At 65.6% G+C, this 14,777-nt stretch carries 14 protein-coding genes; 5 read left to right on the top strand and 9 right to left on the bottom strand.

Annotation, left to right across the window (positions count from 1 at the left end):
* The 5 genes from atpA to IF809_RS33320 all read left to right on the top strand — a co-directional run.
* Nucleotides 1-1,337: F0F1 ATP synthase subunit alpha (gene atpA / locus IF809_RS33340; RefSeq protein ID WP_462839652.1), on the top strand; the 1,337-nt coding region annotated here is incomplete at its 5' end.
* A 142-nt stretch (nucleotides 1,338-1,479) separates the two neighbouring features.
* Nucleotides 1,480-2,352: a F0F1 ATP synthase subunit gamma gene (locus IF809_RS33335; RefSeq protein WP_128963411.1), complete on the top strand. Its 873-nt coding sequence runs from the start codon at nucleotides 1,480-1,482 to the stop codon at nucleotides 2,350-2,352.
* An 83-nt stretch (nucleotides 2,353-2,435) separates the two neighbouring features.
* Nucleotides 2,436-3,869 carry a F0F1 ATP synthase subunit beta gene (gene atpD, locus IF809_RS33330; RefSeq protein WP_027561880.1) on the top strand — a complete coding sequence of 478 codons (1,434 nt, stop codon included), beginning with the start codon at nucleotides 2,436-2,438 and terminating at the stop codon, nucleotides 3,867-3,869.
* A gap of 92 nt (nucleotides 3,870-3,961) precedes the next feature.
* The gene (locus tag IF809_RS33325) at nucleotides 3,962-4,369 is read left to right on the top strand and encodes a F0F1 ATP synthase subunit epsilon (RefSeq protein WP_453981367.1); all 408 of its coding nucleotides are present in this window, start codon (nucleotides 3,962-3,964) and stop codon (nucleotides 4,367-4,369) included.
* A gap of 146 nt (nucleotides 4,370-4,515) precedes the next feature.
* Nucleotides 4,516-6,171 (top strand): adenylate/guanylate cyclase domain-containing protein, encoded by a 1,656-nt coding sequence (locus IF809_RS33320; protein ID WP_462839651.1) that lies wholly within the window; start codon nucleotides 4,516-4,518, stop codon nucleotides 6,169-6,171.
* Nucleotides 6,172-6,244: 73 nt separating this feature from the next.
* On the opposite strand, the gene IF809_RS33315 is transcribed toward IF809_RS33320, so the two are convergent.
* The 9 genes from IF809_RS33315 to IF809_RS33275 form a co-directional block, all read right to left on the bottom strand.
* Entirely contained in the window at nucleotides 6,245-6,745 is a 501-nt protein-coding gene (locus IF809_RS33315; RefSeq protein ID WP_462839650.1) for an RNA pyrophosphohydrolase, read from the bottom strand.
* 63 nt (nucleotides 6,746-6,808) lie between these two features.
* Nucleotides 6,809-7,312: an RNA pyrophosphohydrolase gene (locus tag IF809_RS33310; protein ID WP_462839649.1), complete on the bottom strand. Its 504-nt coding sequence runs from the start codon at nucleotides 7,310-7,312 to the stop codon at nucleotides 6,809-6,811.
* A gap of 73 nt (nucleotides 7,313-7,385) precedes the next feature.
* Nucleotides 7,386-8,606, bottom strand: coding sequence for a divergent polysaccharide deacetylase family protein (locus IF809_RS33305; RefSeq protein ID WP_462839648.1), 1,221 nt, complete (start codon nucleotides 8,604-8,606; stop codon nucleotides 7,386-7,388).
* Between the two features lie 142 nt (nucleotides 8,607-8,748).
* Complete coding sequence (locus IF809_RS33300) at nucleotides 8,749-10,110, bottom strand: S41 family peptidase (protein WP_462839647.1); 1,362 nt, start codon at nucleotides 10,108-10,110, stop codon at nucleotides 8,749-8,751.
* A complete protein-coding gene (locus IF809_RS33295) occupies nucleotides 10,107-11,459 on the bottom strand; it encodes a murein hydrolase activator EnvC family protein (protein ID WP_462839646.1) in 1,353 nt (450 codons plus the stop codon). Before IF809_RS33295 ends, IF809_RS33300 begins: the two co-directional genes overlap by 4 nt.
* Nucleotides 11,460-11,490: 31 nt before the next feature.
* Nucleotides 11,491-11,973 carry a 23S rRNA (pseudouridine(1915)-N(3))-methyltransferase RlmH gene (rlmH, locus tag IF809_RS33290; RefSeq protein ID WP_128963419.1) on the bottom strand — a complete coding sequence of 161 codons (483 nt, stop codon included), beginning with the start codon at nucleotides 11,971-11,973 and terminating at the stop codon, nucleotides 11,491-11,493.
* A gap of 94 nt (nucleotides 11,974-12,067) precedes the next feature.
* Nucleotides 12,068-12,424 carry a ribosome silencing factor gene (rsfS, locus tag IF809_RS33285; RefSeq protein ID WP_024338888.1) on the bottom strand — a complete coding sequence of 119 codons (357 nt, stop codon included), beginning with the start codon at nucleotides 12,422-12,424 and terminating at the stop codon, nucleotides 12,068-12,070.
* Nucleotides 12,425-12,636: 212 nt separating this feature from the next.
* On the bottom strand, nucleotides 12,637-13,281 hold the full coding sequence (locus IF809_RS33280) for a nicotinate-nucleotide adenylyltransferase (protein WP_164938381.1): 645 nt from the start codon (nucleotides 13,279-13,281) through the stop codon (nucleotides 12,637-12,639).
* A 23-nt stretch (nucleotides 13,282-13,304) separates the two neighbouring features.
* A complete protein-coding gene (locus IF809_RS33275) occupies nucleotides 13,305-14,600 on the bottom strand; it encodes a glutamate-5-semialdehyde dehydrogenase (protein WP_128963420.1) in 1,296 nt (431 codons plus the stop codon).
* Nucleotides 14,601-14,777 lie beyond the last annotated feature (177 nt).

Genomic DNA, 14,777 nt, shown 5'->3' with positions numbered 1-14,777 from the left:
ACCTCGAAACCGACAACGTCGGTGTCGTTATTTTCGGCGCCGACCGCGAGATCAAGGAAGGCCAGACCGTCAAGCGCACCCGCGCCATCGTGGACGCGCCGGTCGGCAAGGGCCTGCTCGGCCGCGTCGTTGACGCGCTCGGCAATCCGATCGACGGCAAGGGCCCGATCCAGGCCGAGAAGCGCATGCGCGTCGACGTCAAGGCGCCCGGCATCATTCCGCGCAAGTCGGTGAACGAGCCGATGGCGACCGGCCTCAAGGCGATCGACGCCCTGATCCCGATCGGCCGCGGTCAGCGCGAGCTGATCATCGGCGACCGCCAGACCGGCAAGACCGCGATCGCGCTCGACACCATCCTCAACCAGAAGCCGCTGAACGCGCAGCCGGACGAGAACATCAAGCTGTACTGCGTCTACGTCGCGGTCGGCCAGAAGCGTTCCACCGTCGCCCAGTTCGTGAAGGTGCTGGAAGAGCAGGGCGCGCTCGAATACTCGATCGTCGTCGCCGCCACCGCATCGGATCCGGCGCCGATGCAGTACATCGCGCCCTTCACCGGCTGCACCATGGGCGAGTATTTCCGCGACAACGGCATGCACGCGGTCATCATCTATGACGACCTTTCCAAGCAGGCCGTCGCGTACCGCCAGATGTCGCTGCTGCTGCGCCGCCCGCCGGGCCGCGAAGCCTATCCCGGCGACGTGTTCTACCTGCACTCCCGCCTGCTCGAGCGCGCGGCGAAGCTGAACAAGGACCAGGGCTCGGGCTCGCTGACGGCGCTGCCGGTCATCGAAACCCAGGCCAACGACGTGTCGGCCTACATCCCGACCAACGTCATCTCGATCACCGACGGCCAGATCTTCCTGGAAACCGACCTGTTCTTCCAGGGCATCCGTCCCGCGGTGAACGTCGGTCTGTCGGTGTCGCGCGTGGGTTCGTCGGCGCAGACCAAGGCCACCAAGAAGGTCGCCGGCAAGATCAAGGGCGAACTCGCGCAGTACCGCGAAATGGCGGCGTTCGCGCAGTTCGGCTCCGACCTCGATGCCTCGACCCAGCGCCTGCTCAACCGCGGTTCGCGCCTGACCGAGCTCCTGAAGCAGCCGCAGTTCTCGCCGCTGAAGATGGAAGAGCAGGTCTGCGTGATCTGGGCCGGCACCAACGGCTATCTCGATCCGCTGCCGCTCAACAAGGTTCGCGCCTTCGAGGACGGCCTGCTCTCGCTCTTGCGCGGCAAGCACGTCGACATCCTCAACGCGATCCGCGACAGCCGCGATCTCTCCGACGACACCGCTGCCAAGCTGAAGTCGGTGGTCGAAGGTTTCGCGAAGAGCTTCGCGTAAATCAGGCAGGCCGGATCGTTCCGGCCTGACCGCTTCGCGAGAAGCAGAACAACAAGAAGCGTGCCCGGCGCCCGGCCGGGCATTGCGATAGGGACAGGCTAGCGGTCCGACGTTTCAGTCAGGCCGCCGGGGTGAACGAAGAATGGCGTCACTTAAAGACATGCGCGTCCGCATCGCCTCCACCAAGGCGACGCAAAAGATCACCAAGGCCATGCAGATGGTCGCGGCCTCGAAGCTGCGCCGCGCGCAGACCGCCGCGGAAGCTGCACGTCCCTATGCCGACAAGATGAGCGCGGTGATCTCCAACATCGCCAGCGCCGCCGCGGGTTCGCCCGGTGCGCCGGCGCTGCTGGCCGGCACCGGTCGCGATCAGGTTCACCTGCTGCTGGTCTGCACCGGCGAGCGCGGCCTGTCGGGCGCCTTCAACTCGTCGATCGTGCGCCTCGCCCGCGAGCGCGCTCTGGCCCTGATGAACCAGGGCAAGGAAGTGAAATTCTTCTGCGTCGGCCGCAAGGGCTACGAGCAGCTCCGCCGCCAGTTCGACAAGCAGATCGTCGAGCATCTCGACCTGCGCAGCGTGCGTCAGCTCGGCTTCGTCAACGCCGAGGACATCGCCAAGAAGGTGCTGGCGCGGTTCGACGCCGGTGAGTTCGACGTCTGCACGTTGTTCTATTCGCGCTTCAAGTCCGTGATCGCGCAGATCCCGACCGCCCAGCAGATCATTCCGCTGGTCGTCGAGGAGGGCGCTGCCGTGAGCACGACGTCCTACGAATACGAGCCGGAAGAGGACGAGATCCTCACCCGTCTTCTGCCGCGCAACCTCGCGGTCCAGATTTTCCGCGCGCTGCTCGAGAACAACGCCTCGTTCTACGGCGCGCAGATGAGCGCGATGGACAACGCGACGCGCAACGCCGGTGAAATGATCCGCAAGCAGACGCTGGTCTACAACCGCACGCGTCAGGCGCAGATCACCAAGGAACTGATCGAAATCATCTCGGGTGCCGAGGCCGTCTGACCAAGACGCATCGACACCCATCTTACGCAACATCGCGGTCAAGCTGATCGCGGCTTAGAAGTTCGGATCGAAGGAGACATTCAATGGCAGCCCAGGTCGGTCGCGTCACCCAGGTCATCGGCGCCGTCGTCGACGTGCAGTTCGAAGGCCACCTCCCGGCCATTCTCAACTCGCTCGAGACCAAGAACGGCGGCAACCGCCTGGTGCTCGAAGTCGCCCAGCATCTCGGCGAGTCCACGGTTCGCACCATCGCGATGGACACCACCGAAGGTCTGGTTCGCGGCCAGGAAGTGACCGACACCGGCGCGCCGATCCGCGTTCCCGTCGGCGAGGGCACGCTCGGCCGCATCATCAACGTCATCGGCGAGCCGATCGACGAAGCCGGTCCGGTCAAGACTGAAGGCCTGCGCGCGATCCACCAGGAAGCGCCGACCTACACCGACCAGTCCACCGAGGCTGAAATTCTCGTCACCGGCATCAAGGTCGTCGATCTTCTTGCTCCCTATGCGAAGGGTGGCAAGATCGGCCTGTTCGGCGGCGCCGGCGTCGGCAAGACCGTGCTGATTCAGGAGCTGATCAACAACGTCGCGAAGGCGCACGGTGGTTACTCCGTGTTCGCCGGCGTCGGCGAGCGCACCCGCGAGGGTAACGATCTCTATCACGAGTTCATCGAGTCCAAGGTCAACGCCGATCCGAAGAATCCGGATCCGAGCGTGAAGTCGAAGTGCGCGCTGGTGTTCGGCCAGATGAACGAGCCGCCCGGCGCCCGCGCCCGCGTCGCGCTCACCGGTCTGACCATCGCGGAAGACTTCCGCGACCAGGGCCAGGACGTGCTGTTCTTCGTCGACAACATCTTCCGCTTCACCCAGGCCGGCTCGGAAGTGTCGGCTCTCTTGGGCCGTATTCCTTCGGCGGTGGGTTATCAGCCGACGCTCGCGACCGACATGGGCGCGCTGCAGGAGCGCATCACCACCACTCAGAAGGGCTCGATCACCTCGGTGCAGGCCATCTACGTTCCGGCCGACGACTTGACCGACCCGGCGCCCGCGACCTCGTTCGCCCATCTTGACGCGACCACCACGCTGTCGCGCTCGATCGCCGAAAAAGGCATCTATCCGGCGGTGGACCCGCTCGACTCGACCTCGCGCATGCTCTCCCCGCTGGTCGTCGGCGAGGAGCACTACGCGGTCGCCCGTCAGGTCCAGCAGGTGCTGCAGCGCTACAAGGCGCTGCAGGACATCATCGCCATTCTCGGCATGGACGAGCTTTCGGAAGAGGACAAGCTGACCGTGGCCCGCGCCCGCAAGGTCGAGCGCTTCATGTCGCAGCCGTTCCACGTCGCCGAAATCTTCACGGGCTCGCCCGGCAAGTTCGTCGACCTCGCCGACACCATCAAGGGCTTCAAGGGCCTGGTGGAAGGCAAGTACGACCACCTGCCGGAAGCCGCCTTCTACATGGTCGGCACCATCGAAGAGGCGGTCGAGAAGGGCAAGAAGCTGGCGGCGGAAGCTGCCTAAGGGCGAATGGCGAATAGGGAGTAGCGAATAAACGCGCTGCTCCCGCTCCGTTCGCCACTCACGATTCCCTATTCGCTACGCGCAGGTACACCATGGCCACCTTCCACTTCGATCTCGTCTCTCCGGAAAAGCTCGCCTTCTCGGGCGAAGTCGATCAGGTCGACATTCCCGGTATCGAAGGTGACTTCGGCGTGCTGGCAGGTCATGCGCCGGTCGTGGCGGCGATCCGCCCGGGCATCCTCACCATCACCACCGCCGGGCGCCACGAGAAGATCATCGTGCTCGGCGGCCTCGCCGAAGTCTCCGAAAAGGGCCTGACCGTGCTCGCCGACGTCGCGACCTCGCTGGCCGAGCTCGACCGTGCCCAGTTCGCCGAGACGATCTCGGAGATGGAAGAAAACCTGAAAGAGCACGAGGGTGACGAGCTCGATCATGCGATCGCACGGCTCGACCACTACAAGAGCATCCAGCAGCAGCTCAATACCACGGCTATGCACTAAGCCCCGGCGCATCGCACCGGGGTCAAAATTTAAAAATCTGAACAAGTTCAGCGCTCGTCACCGGTGTGGCGGGCGCTGAAACTTTGTTGCACCGCGCCCGAGATAGCGGCATTCTGCGCCCGCGGAACTTCCGGGGCGGGTCACAGATGAAACGCAAGATCGCGGCGATCTTCGCAGCCGATATTGCCGGGTACTCGAGGCTGGTCGCGGAGGACGAGGAGGAAACGCTGCGGCGTCTGGCGTCCTATCGCGAGGTCATCGACGATTTCATCGCCAGGGCAAGCGGGCGCATCTTCAACACGGCTGGTGACGCGGTGCTCGCGGAATTCCCAAGCGCGGTCGACGCGGTGCGCTGCGCGATCGACATCCAGGAATCCCTGCGAACGCGCAACATGGCCTATCCGCCGAGCCGGCAGATGTCGTTTCGCATCGGCATCACCATCGGCGACGTGGTCGAGCGCGACGGCGATCTCTTGGGTGACGGCGTCAACATCGCAGCCCGGCTCGAGGGGCTGGCGGAAGTCGGCGGCATCTGCGTCTCCCGTGCCGTGCACGAGCAGGTCGCCAACAAGCTGTCGGTGCAGTTCGCCGACATCGGCGCGCAGGAAGTGAAGAACATCCCGACACCGGTGCACGCCTACATGGTGGCGATGCGGCGCGAGGACGGGACTTATGCGACGCCGCAGGTGAAGAAGGTCGTCAAGGCCGCGCCCGCGCCGCACTGGATGTGGCCGCTGGTGGTCGGCGTCGTCTCCGTGGTCGCGATCGGCGTCGGCGGCTTCCTCTATTTCACCAAGCTCGAGACCGGTCAGGTCAAATCCGTCGAGGCATCGCTGCCTCCGGTTGCCGTGCCGTTACCCAGCCCGACGCCGACAATGGCCGCGAAGGCACCGCTTCCCGTGCCGACGCCGATTTCCGCGCCGACCCAAATGGCTGCGGCGACACCGGCGCCAATCCCGTCGACGCCGGCGGCGTCGAATGGCAAGTTTCCGGTGGACGCGGTGCCGTTCATCGGCGAGCGCCAACGTTCCTTTCTCAGCAACGAATATTCGGCCGCCGGCGACTACAAGGCCTTCGCGCTCAGCATCGGCGGCTTCACCGGCGCCTCCATCAACCAGCCGAACGAGGAGTCCGCGCGCAATGCCGCGCTCGACCAATGCCAGAAGCGCGCAGAGGCCGCGCAATCGCCGCGGCGCTGCGAGCTCTATGCGGTCGGTAACAAGGTGGTCTACAGCCATGGCAGCCCGCCGATGCCGCCGCAGCCCTGGGTGCGACACGACGCCGTGACCGAGCGGCCGTTCGCGGCGAAAGATTTTCCGATGCTGCGCGATCAGGCCAGGACCCGTGTCGAGAACATCTACGCGCCGGCGTCGAAGTCGCGCGCGGTCGCGCTCGGTCCGGGCGGACAGTACTTCATGGTGCTGGGGGCGAGCTCGGTCGAGGAGGCAATGCGGCGCTCGCTGGAGTCCTGCGGCGCGATCGCGGGCTCGGCCTGCATGATCGTGACGGTCGACGACGTCTTCGTCGTGCCGATCCCGACGCTGCTCAGGGCGAACGGCTTCTTCCATGCCGCGACCCATCCCTCGATCGTCGCCGATGCGCGCGACGACGTCGTCCGCAAGTTCGGCGATGGCACGGGCTGGAATGCCGTCGCCGTCGGCACCGCAGGACGTCCGGGCCTTGGCCTCAAGGCCGCCGACGAGCAGACCGCCGTCAACGGCGCGCTGGCCGACTGCGCCAGGCACGACAGCGACTGCCACGTCATCGCGATCGGCCCGTTCACGGTGGGACCGATCAATTAGAGCATTGGCTCGCGCCGAAATTCTCTCATGATTTCAACCCACGCTCTACTGTGCATGGGGTTGTTTTCGATTTTCAGCCGGCGAAGGGCGCAAACTCGCGCGCCACGGCGCGGTAGACGTCGCGGCGGAACGGCACCACGATGTCGGCCACGCGGTCGAGGCGCTCCCAGCGCCACGCGTCGAACTCCGCGGGCTGGCCGTTGCGCGGCGTCAGCGGGTCGATCTCGTCGTCCTTGCCGGTGAAGCGCAGCGCGAACCACTTCTGGCGCTGGCCGCGGAATTTCGCCAGCCGATGCGTCTGCGGTCCGTCATAGGGCGGGAATTCGTAAGTGACCCAGTCGGTCTCGCCAAGGAATTCAGCGTTGACGACGTTGGTCTCCTCCCACAGCTCGCGCATCGCTGCATCGCGCAGATCCTCGCCCTCGTCGACGCCACCCTGCGGCATCTGCCAGTCGAAGCCGGGCAAGATGATCTCGGGGCCGTCGCCCTTGAAGCGGTGGCCGATCAGCACGCGGCCTTCGGCATTGAAGAGGGCGATGCCCACGTTGGGGCGGTAGGGCTTTGCACTGGTCACGCGGGATCTCTCATTGTCGGTCCGGGCGATGCCTTAGCACCAAAGCCGAGCTGACAATTTGTTCTAGCCCTCCGCCAGCCCGGAAAATTCCTTCACCACGCGCTCGTAGACCGGGCGCTTGAAAGGGATGATCAGTGAGGGGAGGTTCTTCATCGGCTCCCATCGCCAGTTGACGAACTCGGCCTTGTGCCCGCCGCCGGGATTGGCGACGTTGATCTCGCTGTCCTTGCCGGTGAAGCGCACCGCGAACCATTTCTGGCGCTGGCCGCGATAGCGGCCCTTCCAGGCGCGTCCCGCCACCGTGCGCGGAATGTCGTAAGTGAGCCAGTCCGGCACCTCGCCGAGCCGCTCGATCGAGCGCACGCTGGTCTCCTCATAGAGTTCGCGCTTGGCCGCCTCCCAGGTGTCTTCGCCGGGATCGACGCCGCCCTGCGGCATCTGCCAGACATGGCTGTCGTCGACATGCTCGATCCCGCCGGCGCGGCGACCGATGAATACCAGGCCGTTCGGGTTGATCAGCATCACGCCGACGCAGGTTCGGTAGGGCAGATCCTCATAACGCGCCATTCCGCCAAACCCTCTCGCGTGCTGCCGGGACGCTAGCGGGCGCTCAAGGCCCGTGGCGTACCAATTCGTTGATTTAGCTGGATTTTGATTTCAGCATCGCTGATGTCAATGGCACCAAAAGGATACCTCGGTCGCTCAATGTCTTGATCCAGGCACTGATGCGCTCGATCGAGACGGGCAGCGCGGAGGCGGTACCGACGGCAACGCCCCGCTCGCGGGCCAGGGATTCCAGCTTGTTCAGGGCACGGTCGATCTCGGCCGGGGTCGGCACGGCGTCGAGCGCGATGTCGCCTTTGCCGAACGGCACGGACAGGCTTGCCGCGGCCATGGACGCGACGCTGCGGGGCGAAGAGCCGTCGTCGAAGAAGCCGAGCCCGCGCTTGGCCGCCTCGCGGATGATCGGCTGCATCGCGGGCTCCGTCGCAATGAAGCGCGCGCCCATGAAGTTGGTGATGCCGGCATAGCCCTGCATCCGGCTCAGGTGCCAGTACAGGCGGTCGGTATTCTGGTCTGATGTGAGCGAGGTCAGCAGCGTCTGCGGACCCGGATCGTTGTCCGGAAAATCATAGGGCTCCATCGGGATCTGCAGGAAGATCTCATGGCGCTGGGCGCGGGCGCGCTCGGCGAGCTTGCCGGGGTCGGCGCCATAGGGCGTGAAGGCCAGTGTCACCGCGCCCGGCAGCTTCATGATCGCATCGGTGGTCTTGGCAGCGCCGACGCCGAGGCCTCCGATCACGATCGCCACGACGGGCATTTTCGCCGCCTTGGCGCGGTCGGCCTCGGCTGCGTAGACGTTGAACGGCTTGAGATCGCCCGAGATCGCGGGGATCATGCCGTAGCGGGATTTTTCCAGCAGCTTGGGATCGATTCCGGCCATGACGGGCGGCGGCGCGGAAGCCGCCTCGCCCTTGTCGGCGGGATCGCCTGCGCCGATCACCACGTCGTGGCGCGCGCCGGTCGAGCCGTCGATCATGGTGACGGTCTTGTGCTCGCCGGAAGCGGCCTCTTTCGGCGCCTCCTTGGCCGCGTGCTTGCTCTCCTGGGCGTGCTCTGCGCCGGCGGCTGCGGCAGCCTTCTCACCCACCGCCTTCGGATCGGGGATCGCGATCCGCGCTATCGGCTCGCCGCCGAGCGGGTCCTTGTTGAAGATGGCAAAGCCCGCAAAGCCGACCAGGAACAGGCCGAGCAGCACCGCCAGCAGTTGCATGACAGTGAACGGCAGCCGCAGCCGCCGTTTCCGGCGCGGCTTGTCCTGTCCGAGCGGGGCGCTCAGATCATCGGCCGTCTCAGTCATGCGCGATCCCGAATCACTGAAGCCGACGATACCACGCCGGGGTCAAGCGGCGGCAGGCCGGGAGAGGCCGGGGAGACCAGGAGTTCCAAGCAAAAAGGGCGGCCCTTGGAGCCGCCCTTTCCGACAGATCGGATGGTTGCGCTTAGTTCGCCGCTTTGGGCTTGTCGGCGGGCACGGCCTTGCTGTCGTTGCCCGGCGTCGGCGCCGCGGAGGCGCTGTTCTTGATGCCGTGGAGCAGATCGTCGGCGAGCTTGAGCGCCTTGTCGTCCTTGGCGTCCGGCGGGACGTAGGACTGCGAGCCGGTCTTCTCGTCGCCGTCGTTCTTGAGATGGCCGCGCAGCGAAGCTTCGCCCTTGGTGTCGGTGCGCGACTTGAGTTCGTCCGGCACGTCCTGCAGCACTTCGATATCGGGCACGATGCCCTTGGCCTGGATCGACTTGCCCGACGGCGTGTAATAGCGCGCGGTGGTCAGACGCAGCGCGCCGTTGCCCGAGCCGAGCGGGATGATGGTCTGCACCGAGCCCTTGCCGAACGAGCGCGTGCCGACGATGGTCGCGCGCTTGTGGTCCTGCAGCGCGCCGGCGACGATTTCCGACGCCGAGGCCGAACCGCCGTTGACCAGCACGATGACCGGCTTGCCCTTGGTGAGGTCGCCCGCATGCGCAGTGCGGCGCTGCGTCTCCTCGGCATTGCGGCCGCGGGTCGAGACGATCTCGCCCTTCTCCAGGAACGCGTCGGACACGGTGACGGCCTCTTCGAGCAGGCCGCCCGGATTGTTGCGGAGGTCGATGATGTAGCCCTTGAGCTTGTCGCCGATCTGGCCCGAGAGGTTCGCGATCTCTTTCTTCAGGCCTTCGGTGGTCTGCTCGTTGAAAGTGGTGATGCGGATGTATGCGATGTCGTCGGCCTCGACGCGCGCGCGCACCGAGCGGACGCGGATGTTGTCGCGCACCAGCGTGACGTCGATCGGATTGTCCTGGCCCTTGCGGACGATCTTCAGCTTGATCTTGGTGTTGACGGGCCCGCGCATCTTCTCGACCGCTTGGTTCAGGGTCAGGCCCTGCACCGCTTCATCGTCGAGATTGGTGATGATGTCGTTGGCCATGATGCCGGCGCGCGAGGCCGGCGTGTCGTCGATCGGCGAGACCACCTTGATCAGGCCGTCTTCCATGGTGACCTCGATGCCGAGGCCGCCGAACTCGCCGCGGGTCTGCACCTGCATGTCGCGGAAGCTCTTGGCATCCATGTAGCTCGAATGCGGATCGAGGCCCGTCAGCATGCCGCTGATCGCGGATTCGATCAGCTTGGTGTCGTCGGGCTTCTCGACATAGTCGGAGCGCACGCGCTCGAAGACGTCCCCGAACAAATTGAGCTGGCGATACGTATCGGCGGTCGCGGCTCGCGCGCTGGAGCCCATGAACACCGCGCGCGGCTGGGTCACGAACAGCGTCAGCGCCGCACCGGTGGCCGCGCTGAGGAGGATAACTGAAGTCTTGCGCATCATCCGCGAACCTTCTCGCCTTCATTTGCGGCCCACCATGGGCCTGGATCGATTGGAGTGCCGTCCTTACGGAACTCGACATACAGCACAGGTTGACTCGCGTTCGTGGCGAGAATGGAGGCGACTTGAGAGGTCGACCCCATGGTCGCGACCGGCTCCCCCGTGAGCACAAACTGACCGATGTTGACCGAAATGCGCTCCATCCCGGCGATCAGGACATGATACCCGCCCCCGGCATTGAGGATCAAGAGTTGTCCATAGCTGCGGAACGGGCCGGCATAGACCACCCAGCCGTCGCAGGGCGTCGTGACCTGGGAGCCGGGCTTGGTGGCCAGCGAAATACCCTTCTGGACCCCGCCGAGCCCATCGGAACCGCCAAAGTCCCTGATCTTGTTACCGTTAACTGGCAAGGGCAGGAGCCCCTTGGCCGAGGCGAACAGGATGGCCGGGCTGGTCCGGGAGCGGTCCTTGAACACGGCCGGGCCGGGCTTGGCGCTGGCGGATGCTGCGGCCGCCTTTGCCTCGGCCTGCTTGGCGGCCTCGGCCGCCTTCTCAGCTGCCTTGGCCGCGCTTTGCAGATCCTGCTCCATCTTGGCGATCAGCCCCTGGAGATCGCCGACCTGCTTTGACAGCGTGATGGCGCGTGAATTCTCGGCGTCGAGATCCTTCTCGCGCGAGGCCTGCTGACGCTGGCGCTCGTCGACCAGGGCCGTGAGGCGGGCCTGGTCGTTGCGGATCTTGTCGCGGTCGGAGGCGAGCTGGTCGCGTTCGCTCGCGATGCTCTTGCGCAAGGCCACGAGATCGCCGAGCTCGCTTGCGATCTTTTCGGCGCGGCCGCGCAATTCCGGCACCACCGCGCCGAGCAGCATCGCGGTGCGCAGCGATTGCAGCGCATCTTCCGGCCGCACCAGCAGCGCCGGCGGCGTGCGCCGGCCAGCGCGTTGCAGCGCCGCCAGCACCTCGACGATGTCGGCACGGCGCGAATCGAGCGAGGCGCGGGCCTCCTGCTCGCGGCCGTTCAGCGTCCTCAGCCGCGCTTCGGCCTCGTCGATCTTGGTCTCGACGGTGCGGACGTTGGCGGCGGTGTCGATCAATTGCTGATTGAGCTGGGTGCGGTCCTGGCCGAGCGCGGTGATCTCGGCCTTGAGCTTGGCCTGCGCCTCCTCCGCGCTCTTCTGCCGGGCACGCGCGGCCTCCAGCTCCTGCTCGCGCTGCTTGATGGCATCTGGCGAAACGGCTGCGGCCTGTGGCGCCGGCGCCGCCGTCGGAGCTTGTGCGAGGCTGTCGTCGGCGAAAAGGCTTGCGCCGGCGCAGCTTGCAATCAGCAGCAAATTGAGAATCGGCGCGCGCATCTTGTCGGCAAGGTGCTCGTTCTGGCGCGAATCACGCGCGATGATAGGGATGGCCTGCCAGGATGGTGGCAGCCCGATACAACTGTTCCAGAAGCATGACGCGGACCATTTGATGCGGCCAGGTCGCAGAGCCGAACGCGATCGCGAGTTTGGCCTTACGGCGTAATTCGGGCGAAAGTCCGTCCGCCCCTCCGATCACGAAGATAGTATGACCCGCGCCCTCGTCCCGCCAGCGCCCGAGATGCCGTGCGAATACGGTGGACTCGAGATTCTGGCCGCGCTCGTCCATCGCCACCAGGATCGATTTGTCCGGAATATGCGCCGAGATGGCCGCGGCCTCTTCGGCCATCCGTGTCGCGGTATCGCGCGCACGGCTCTCCGGGATTTCCTGGATGGTCAGCTCGCGGAATCCGAGCTTGCGGCCGGCCTCGTCGAACCGCTCGAAATAGCGGTCGGCGAGCTCCCGTTCGGGGCCCTGCTTCAGCCGGCCCACCGCAATGACAGCAACACGCATAGCGTCTCTTGGATCGCGCGCACCATGCGCGCGCACGACGCTAGCATGCGCGTCGGCCGATTCGAAATCGGCCAGGTGGGTCTACCGAGCCGTCCTAGATCGCCTTCGCCGCCCCTGGGCCCTGGGTGTACAATCTTTCCAGATTGTAGAACTCGCGGACCTCGGGTCGGAAAACGTGCACGATCACGTCGCCGGAATCGATCAGCACCCAGTCGCAATTGGGCAAGCCCTCGACGTGGATGTTCTTGATGCCGTTTTCCTTGAGGCTCTTCGTCACGTTCTCCGCGATCGCGCCGACGTGCCGGTTCACCCGGCCCGTGGTGACGATCATGTAGTCGGAGTACGCCGATTTGCCGCGAAGGTCGATTGTGACCGTCTCTTCCGCCTTCATGTCCTCGAGGCGGGAGAGGATCAGGCTCAGCGTCTTGTCGGCGTCGGGTTGCGCCTTCAAGGCCGCAGCTTGGGTCGATGTTTTACGCGTAGGCTTCGCAACCTTGGGTAAAACAGACTTCGATGAAGCCGTCTTGGACAATACAGATGTGGTCAGGGACCATTCCTTTCACTGTATCGCGAACGCCGAATCCGGCGCTCACTGGTTACACTACATCATGTGGGGTTAAGGGTTTCAATATGCCAGAGAGCCCCACATCCGCACTCTCCGCCTCACATCGTACCTTTCCAGCTCCCGTCCGGGTTCCGCAGGCCCGTTGAGGACAGGTTGAGCTTCAATCCGGTCAGGAACACCCAGGCTGGCGCCGGCCGGTCCGCAAGCAGGGCCGCCTTGTTCTCCGGCAGGCGGTAGCGCGCCAGCGCTGTGGCGGCCGGCGAGGCGAGGGCACGAAAGCTTTGCGGCGGGCGATCGATGACTGCCATCGGGACCTGCGCGGCGATGCGCCGCCAGTCCTGCCAACGATGGAATTGAGCGAGGTTGTCGGCGCCCATGATCCAGACAAAGCGCAGGCCCGGGAAGCGGCGGCGCAAGGTGTTGATCGTGTCGATAGTATAGCGGGTGCGAATGACGGATTCGAGACAGCTCACCTCGATCCTGGGGTCGTCAGCGACGTCGCGCGCGGCCTGCATGCGCTCGCCGAGCTCGTGAAGGTTGCCGTTCTCCTTGAGGGGATTGCCCGGAGTCACCAGCCACCAGACGCGGTCGAGCTGCAATCGTTTGAGCGCGAACCGGCTGATCGCGCGATGGGCCTGATGCGGCGGGTTGAACGAGCCGCCGAGCAGGCCGATGCGCATGCCCGGTGTGTGGGGCGGGACCGCTTGCGCCACGAAGCGCGGCACGACGAAATTGTTGCTCAATGCCCCGCGCCCTGCAACGTTGCTTACGGTCGCGTCTGACCGGTGCCGTGAACGCGATATTTGAAGCTCGTCAACTGCTCGGCGCCGACGGGGCCGCGGGCATGGAAGCGGCCGGTGGCGATGCCGATCTCGGCGCCGAAACCGAACTCCCCGCCATCGGCGAACTGCGTCGAGGCGTTGTGCAGCACGATCGCGGAATCGACCTCGCTGAGGAATTTATTCGCAGCCGCTTCATCCGTGCTCACGATCGCGTCGGTGTGATGCGAGCCGTGGTCCTGGATATGCGCGATCGCGCCGTCGACGCCGTCGACCACCTTCGCGGCGATGATCGCGTCGAGATATTCGGTGTCCCAATCGTCTTCGCTGGCAGGTTTGACGCGCGCATCCGTCCCTTGCACGGTGTCGTCGCCGCGCACTTCGCAACCGGCTTCGAGCAGCATTTCGACCAGCGGCTTCAGCGTCTTGCCGACAGCGGCGCGATCAACCAGCAGCGTTTCGGCCGCACCGCAGACGCCGGTGCGGCGCATCTTCGCGTTGAGCACGATCGACTTCGCCATGGCGAGATCGGCACTTGCATCGACATAGACGTGATTGACGCCTTCGAGATGTGCGAACACAGGCACGCGCGCTTCCTGCTCGACGCGCGCGACCAGGCTCTTGCCGCCGCGCGGCACGATCACGTCGATCGAGCCGTTCAACCCTGACAGCATCATGCCGACCGCCGCCCGGTCGCGCGTCGGCACCAGCGTGATGGCGGCTTCAGGCAGGCCGGCTTCGCGCAGGCCCTGCACCAGGCATTCATGGATGGCGCGGCACGAGCGAAAGCTGTCCGAGCCGCCGCGCAGGATCACGGCATTGCCGGACTTGAGACAGAGCACGCCGGCATCCGCGGCGACATTGGGCCGGCTCTCGAAGATCACGCCGACGACGCCGAGCGGCACGCGCACGCGCTCGATGGTCATGCCGTTCGGCCGCTGCCAGCTCTCGGTGACGATGCCGACGGGATCGGCGATGCCGCGCACGATGGCGATGCCTTCGGCCATGCCTTCGACCCGCGCGGGCGTCAGCGTCAGGCGGTCGAGGAAAGCGGAAGTCGCATTGCCGGAGGCGCGGGCCTCCGCGACGTCCTCGGCATTGGCGGCCAGGATCGCGGCTGCATTGCTGCGGATCGCCCGCTCCATGGCATCCAGCGCCCGGTTCTTCTGCTCCGGGGGCGCCAGCGCCAGCACGCGCGCGGCGGCGCGGGCACGGGTTCCGAGATCGGACATCAGCGCCTGAAGATCGGCATTGCCGTCGACGGCTTTGAGGGGGGCGGCCATGGGGTCAAACCTTCTGCTAAGGCGGTGTCCTAGCACGGAAATCCCGCGTCTGCGAAGGGCGGGAAAGGTATGGCAGGGCTTCGGAAGTCCGGAGATCGGCCACTGGCCCACCTCCGGCGTCAAGGCCGGGCTGGACCCGGCCTCCCTTGGCTTGGACAAGCGCGGGCCTGACGAAAA

It is taken from the genome of Bradyrhizobium sp. UFLA06-24 (assembly GCF_054967145.1).
This window is presented reverse-complemented; position numbering and strand designations above follow the sequence as displayed.

What these genes read in the sequence shown, in the direction of transcription:
- IF809_RS33335 (WP_128963411.1), top strand. Translation starts at nt 1,480, where the DNA reads ATGGCGTCACTTAAAGACATGCGCGTCCGCATCGCCTCCACCAAGGCG.
- atpD (WP_027561880.1), top strand. Translation starts at nt 2,436, where the DNA reads ATGGCAGCCCAGGTCGGTCGCGTCACCCAGGTCATCGGCGCCGTCGTC.
- IF809_RS33325 (WP_453981367.1), top strand. Translation starts at nt 3,962, where the DNA reads ATGGCCACCTTCCACTTCGATCTCGTCTCTCCGGAAAAGCTCGCCTTC.
- IF809_RS33320 (WP_462839651.1), top strand. Translation starts at nt 4,516, where the DNA reads ATGAAACGCAAGATCGCGGCGATCTTCGCAGCCGATATTGCCGGGTAC.
- IF809_RS33310 (WP_462839649.1), bottom strand. Translation starts at nt 7,312, where the DNA reads ATGGCGCGTTATGAGGATCTGCCCTACCGAACCTGCGTCGGCGTGATG.
- IF809_RS33305 (WP_462839648.1), bottom strand. Translation starts at nt 8,606, where the DNA reads ATGACTGAGACGGCCGATGATCTGAGCGCCCCGCTCGGACAGGACAAG.
- IF809_RS33300 (WP_462839647.1), bottom strand. Translation starts at nt 10,110, where the DNA reads ATGATGCGCAAGACTTCAGTTATCCTCCTCAGCGCGGCCACCGGTGCG.
- IF809_RS33295 (WP_462839646.1), bottom strand. Translation starts at nt 11,459, where the DNA reads ATGCGCGCGCCGATTCTCAATTTGCTGCTGATTGCAAGCTGCGCCGGC.
- rlmH (WP_128963419.1), bottom strand. Translation starts at nt 11,973, where the DNA reads ATGCGTGTTGCTGTCATTGCGGTGGGCCGGCTGAAGCAGGGCCCCGAA.
- IF809_RS33275 (WP_128963420.1), bottom strand. Translation starts at nt 14,600, where the DNA reads ATGGCCGCCCCCCTCAAAGCCGTCGACGGCAATGCCGATCTTCAGGCG.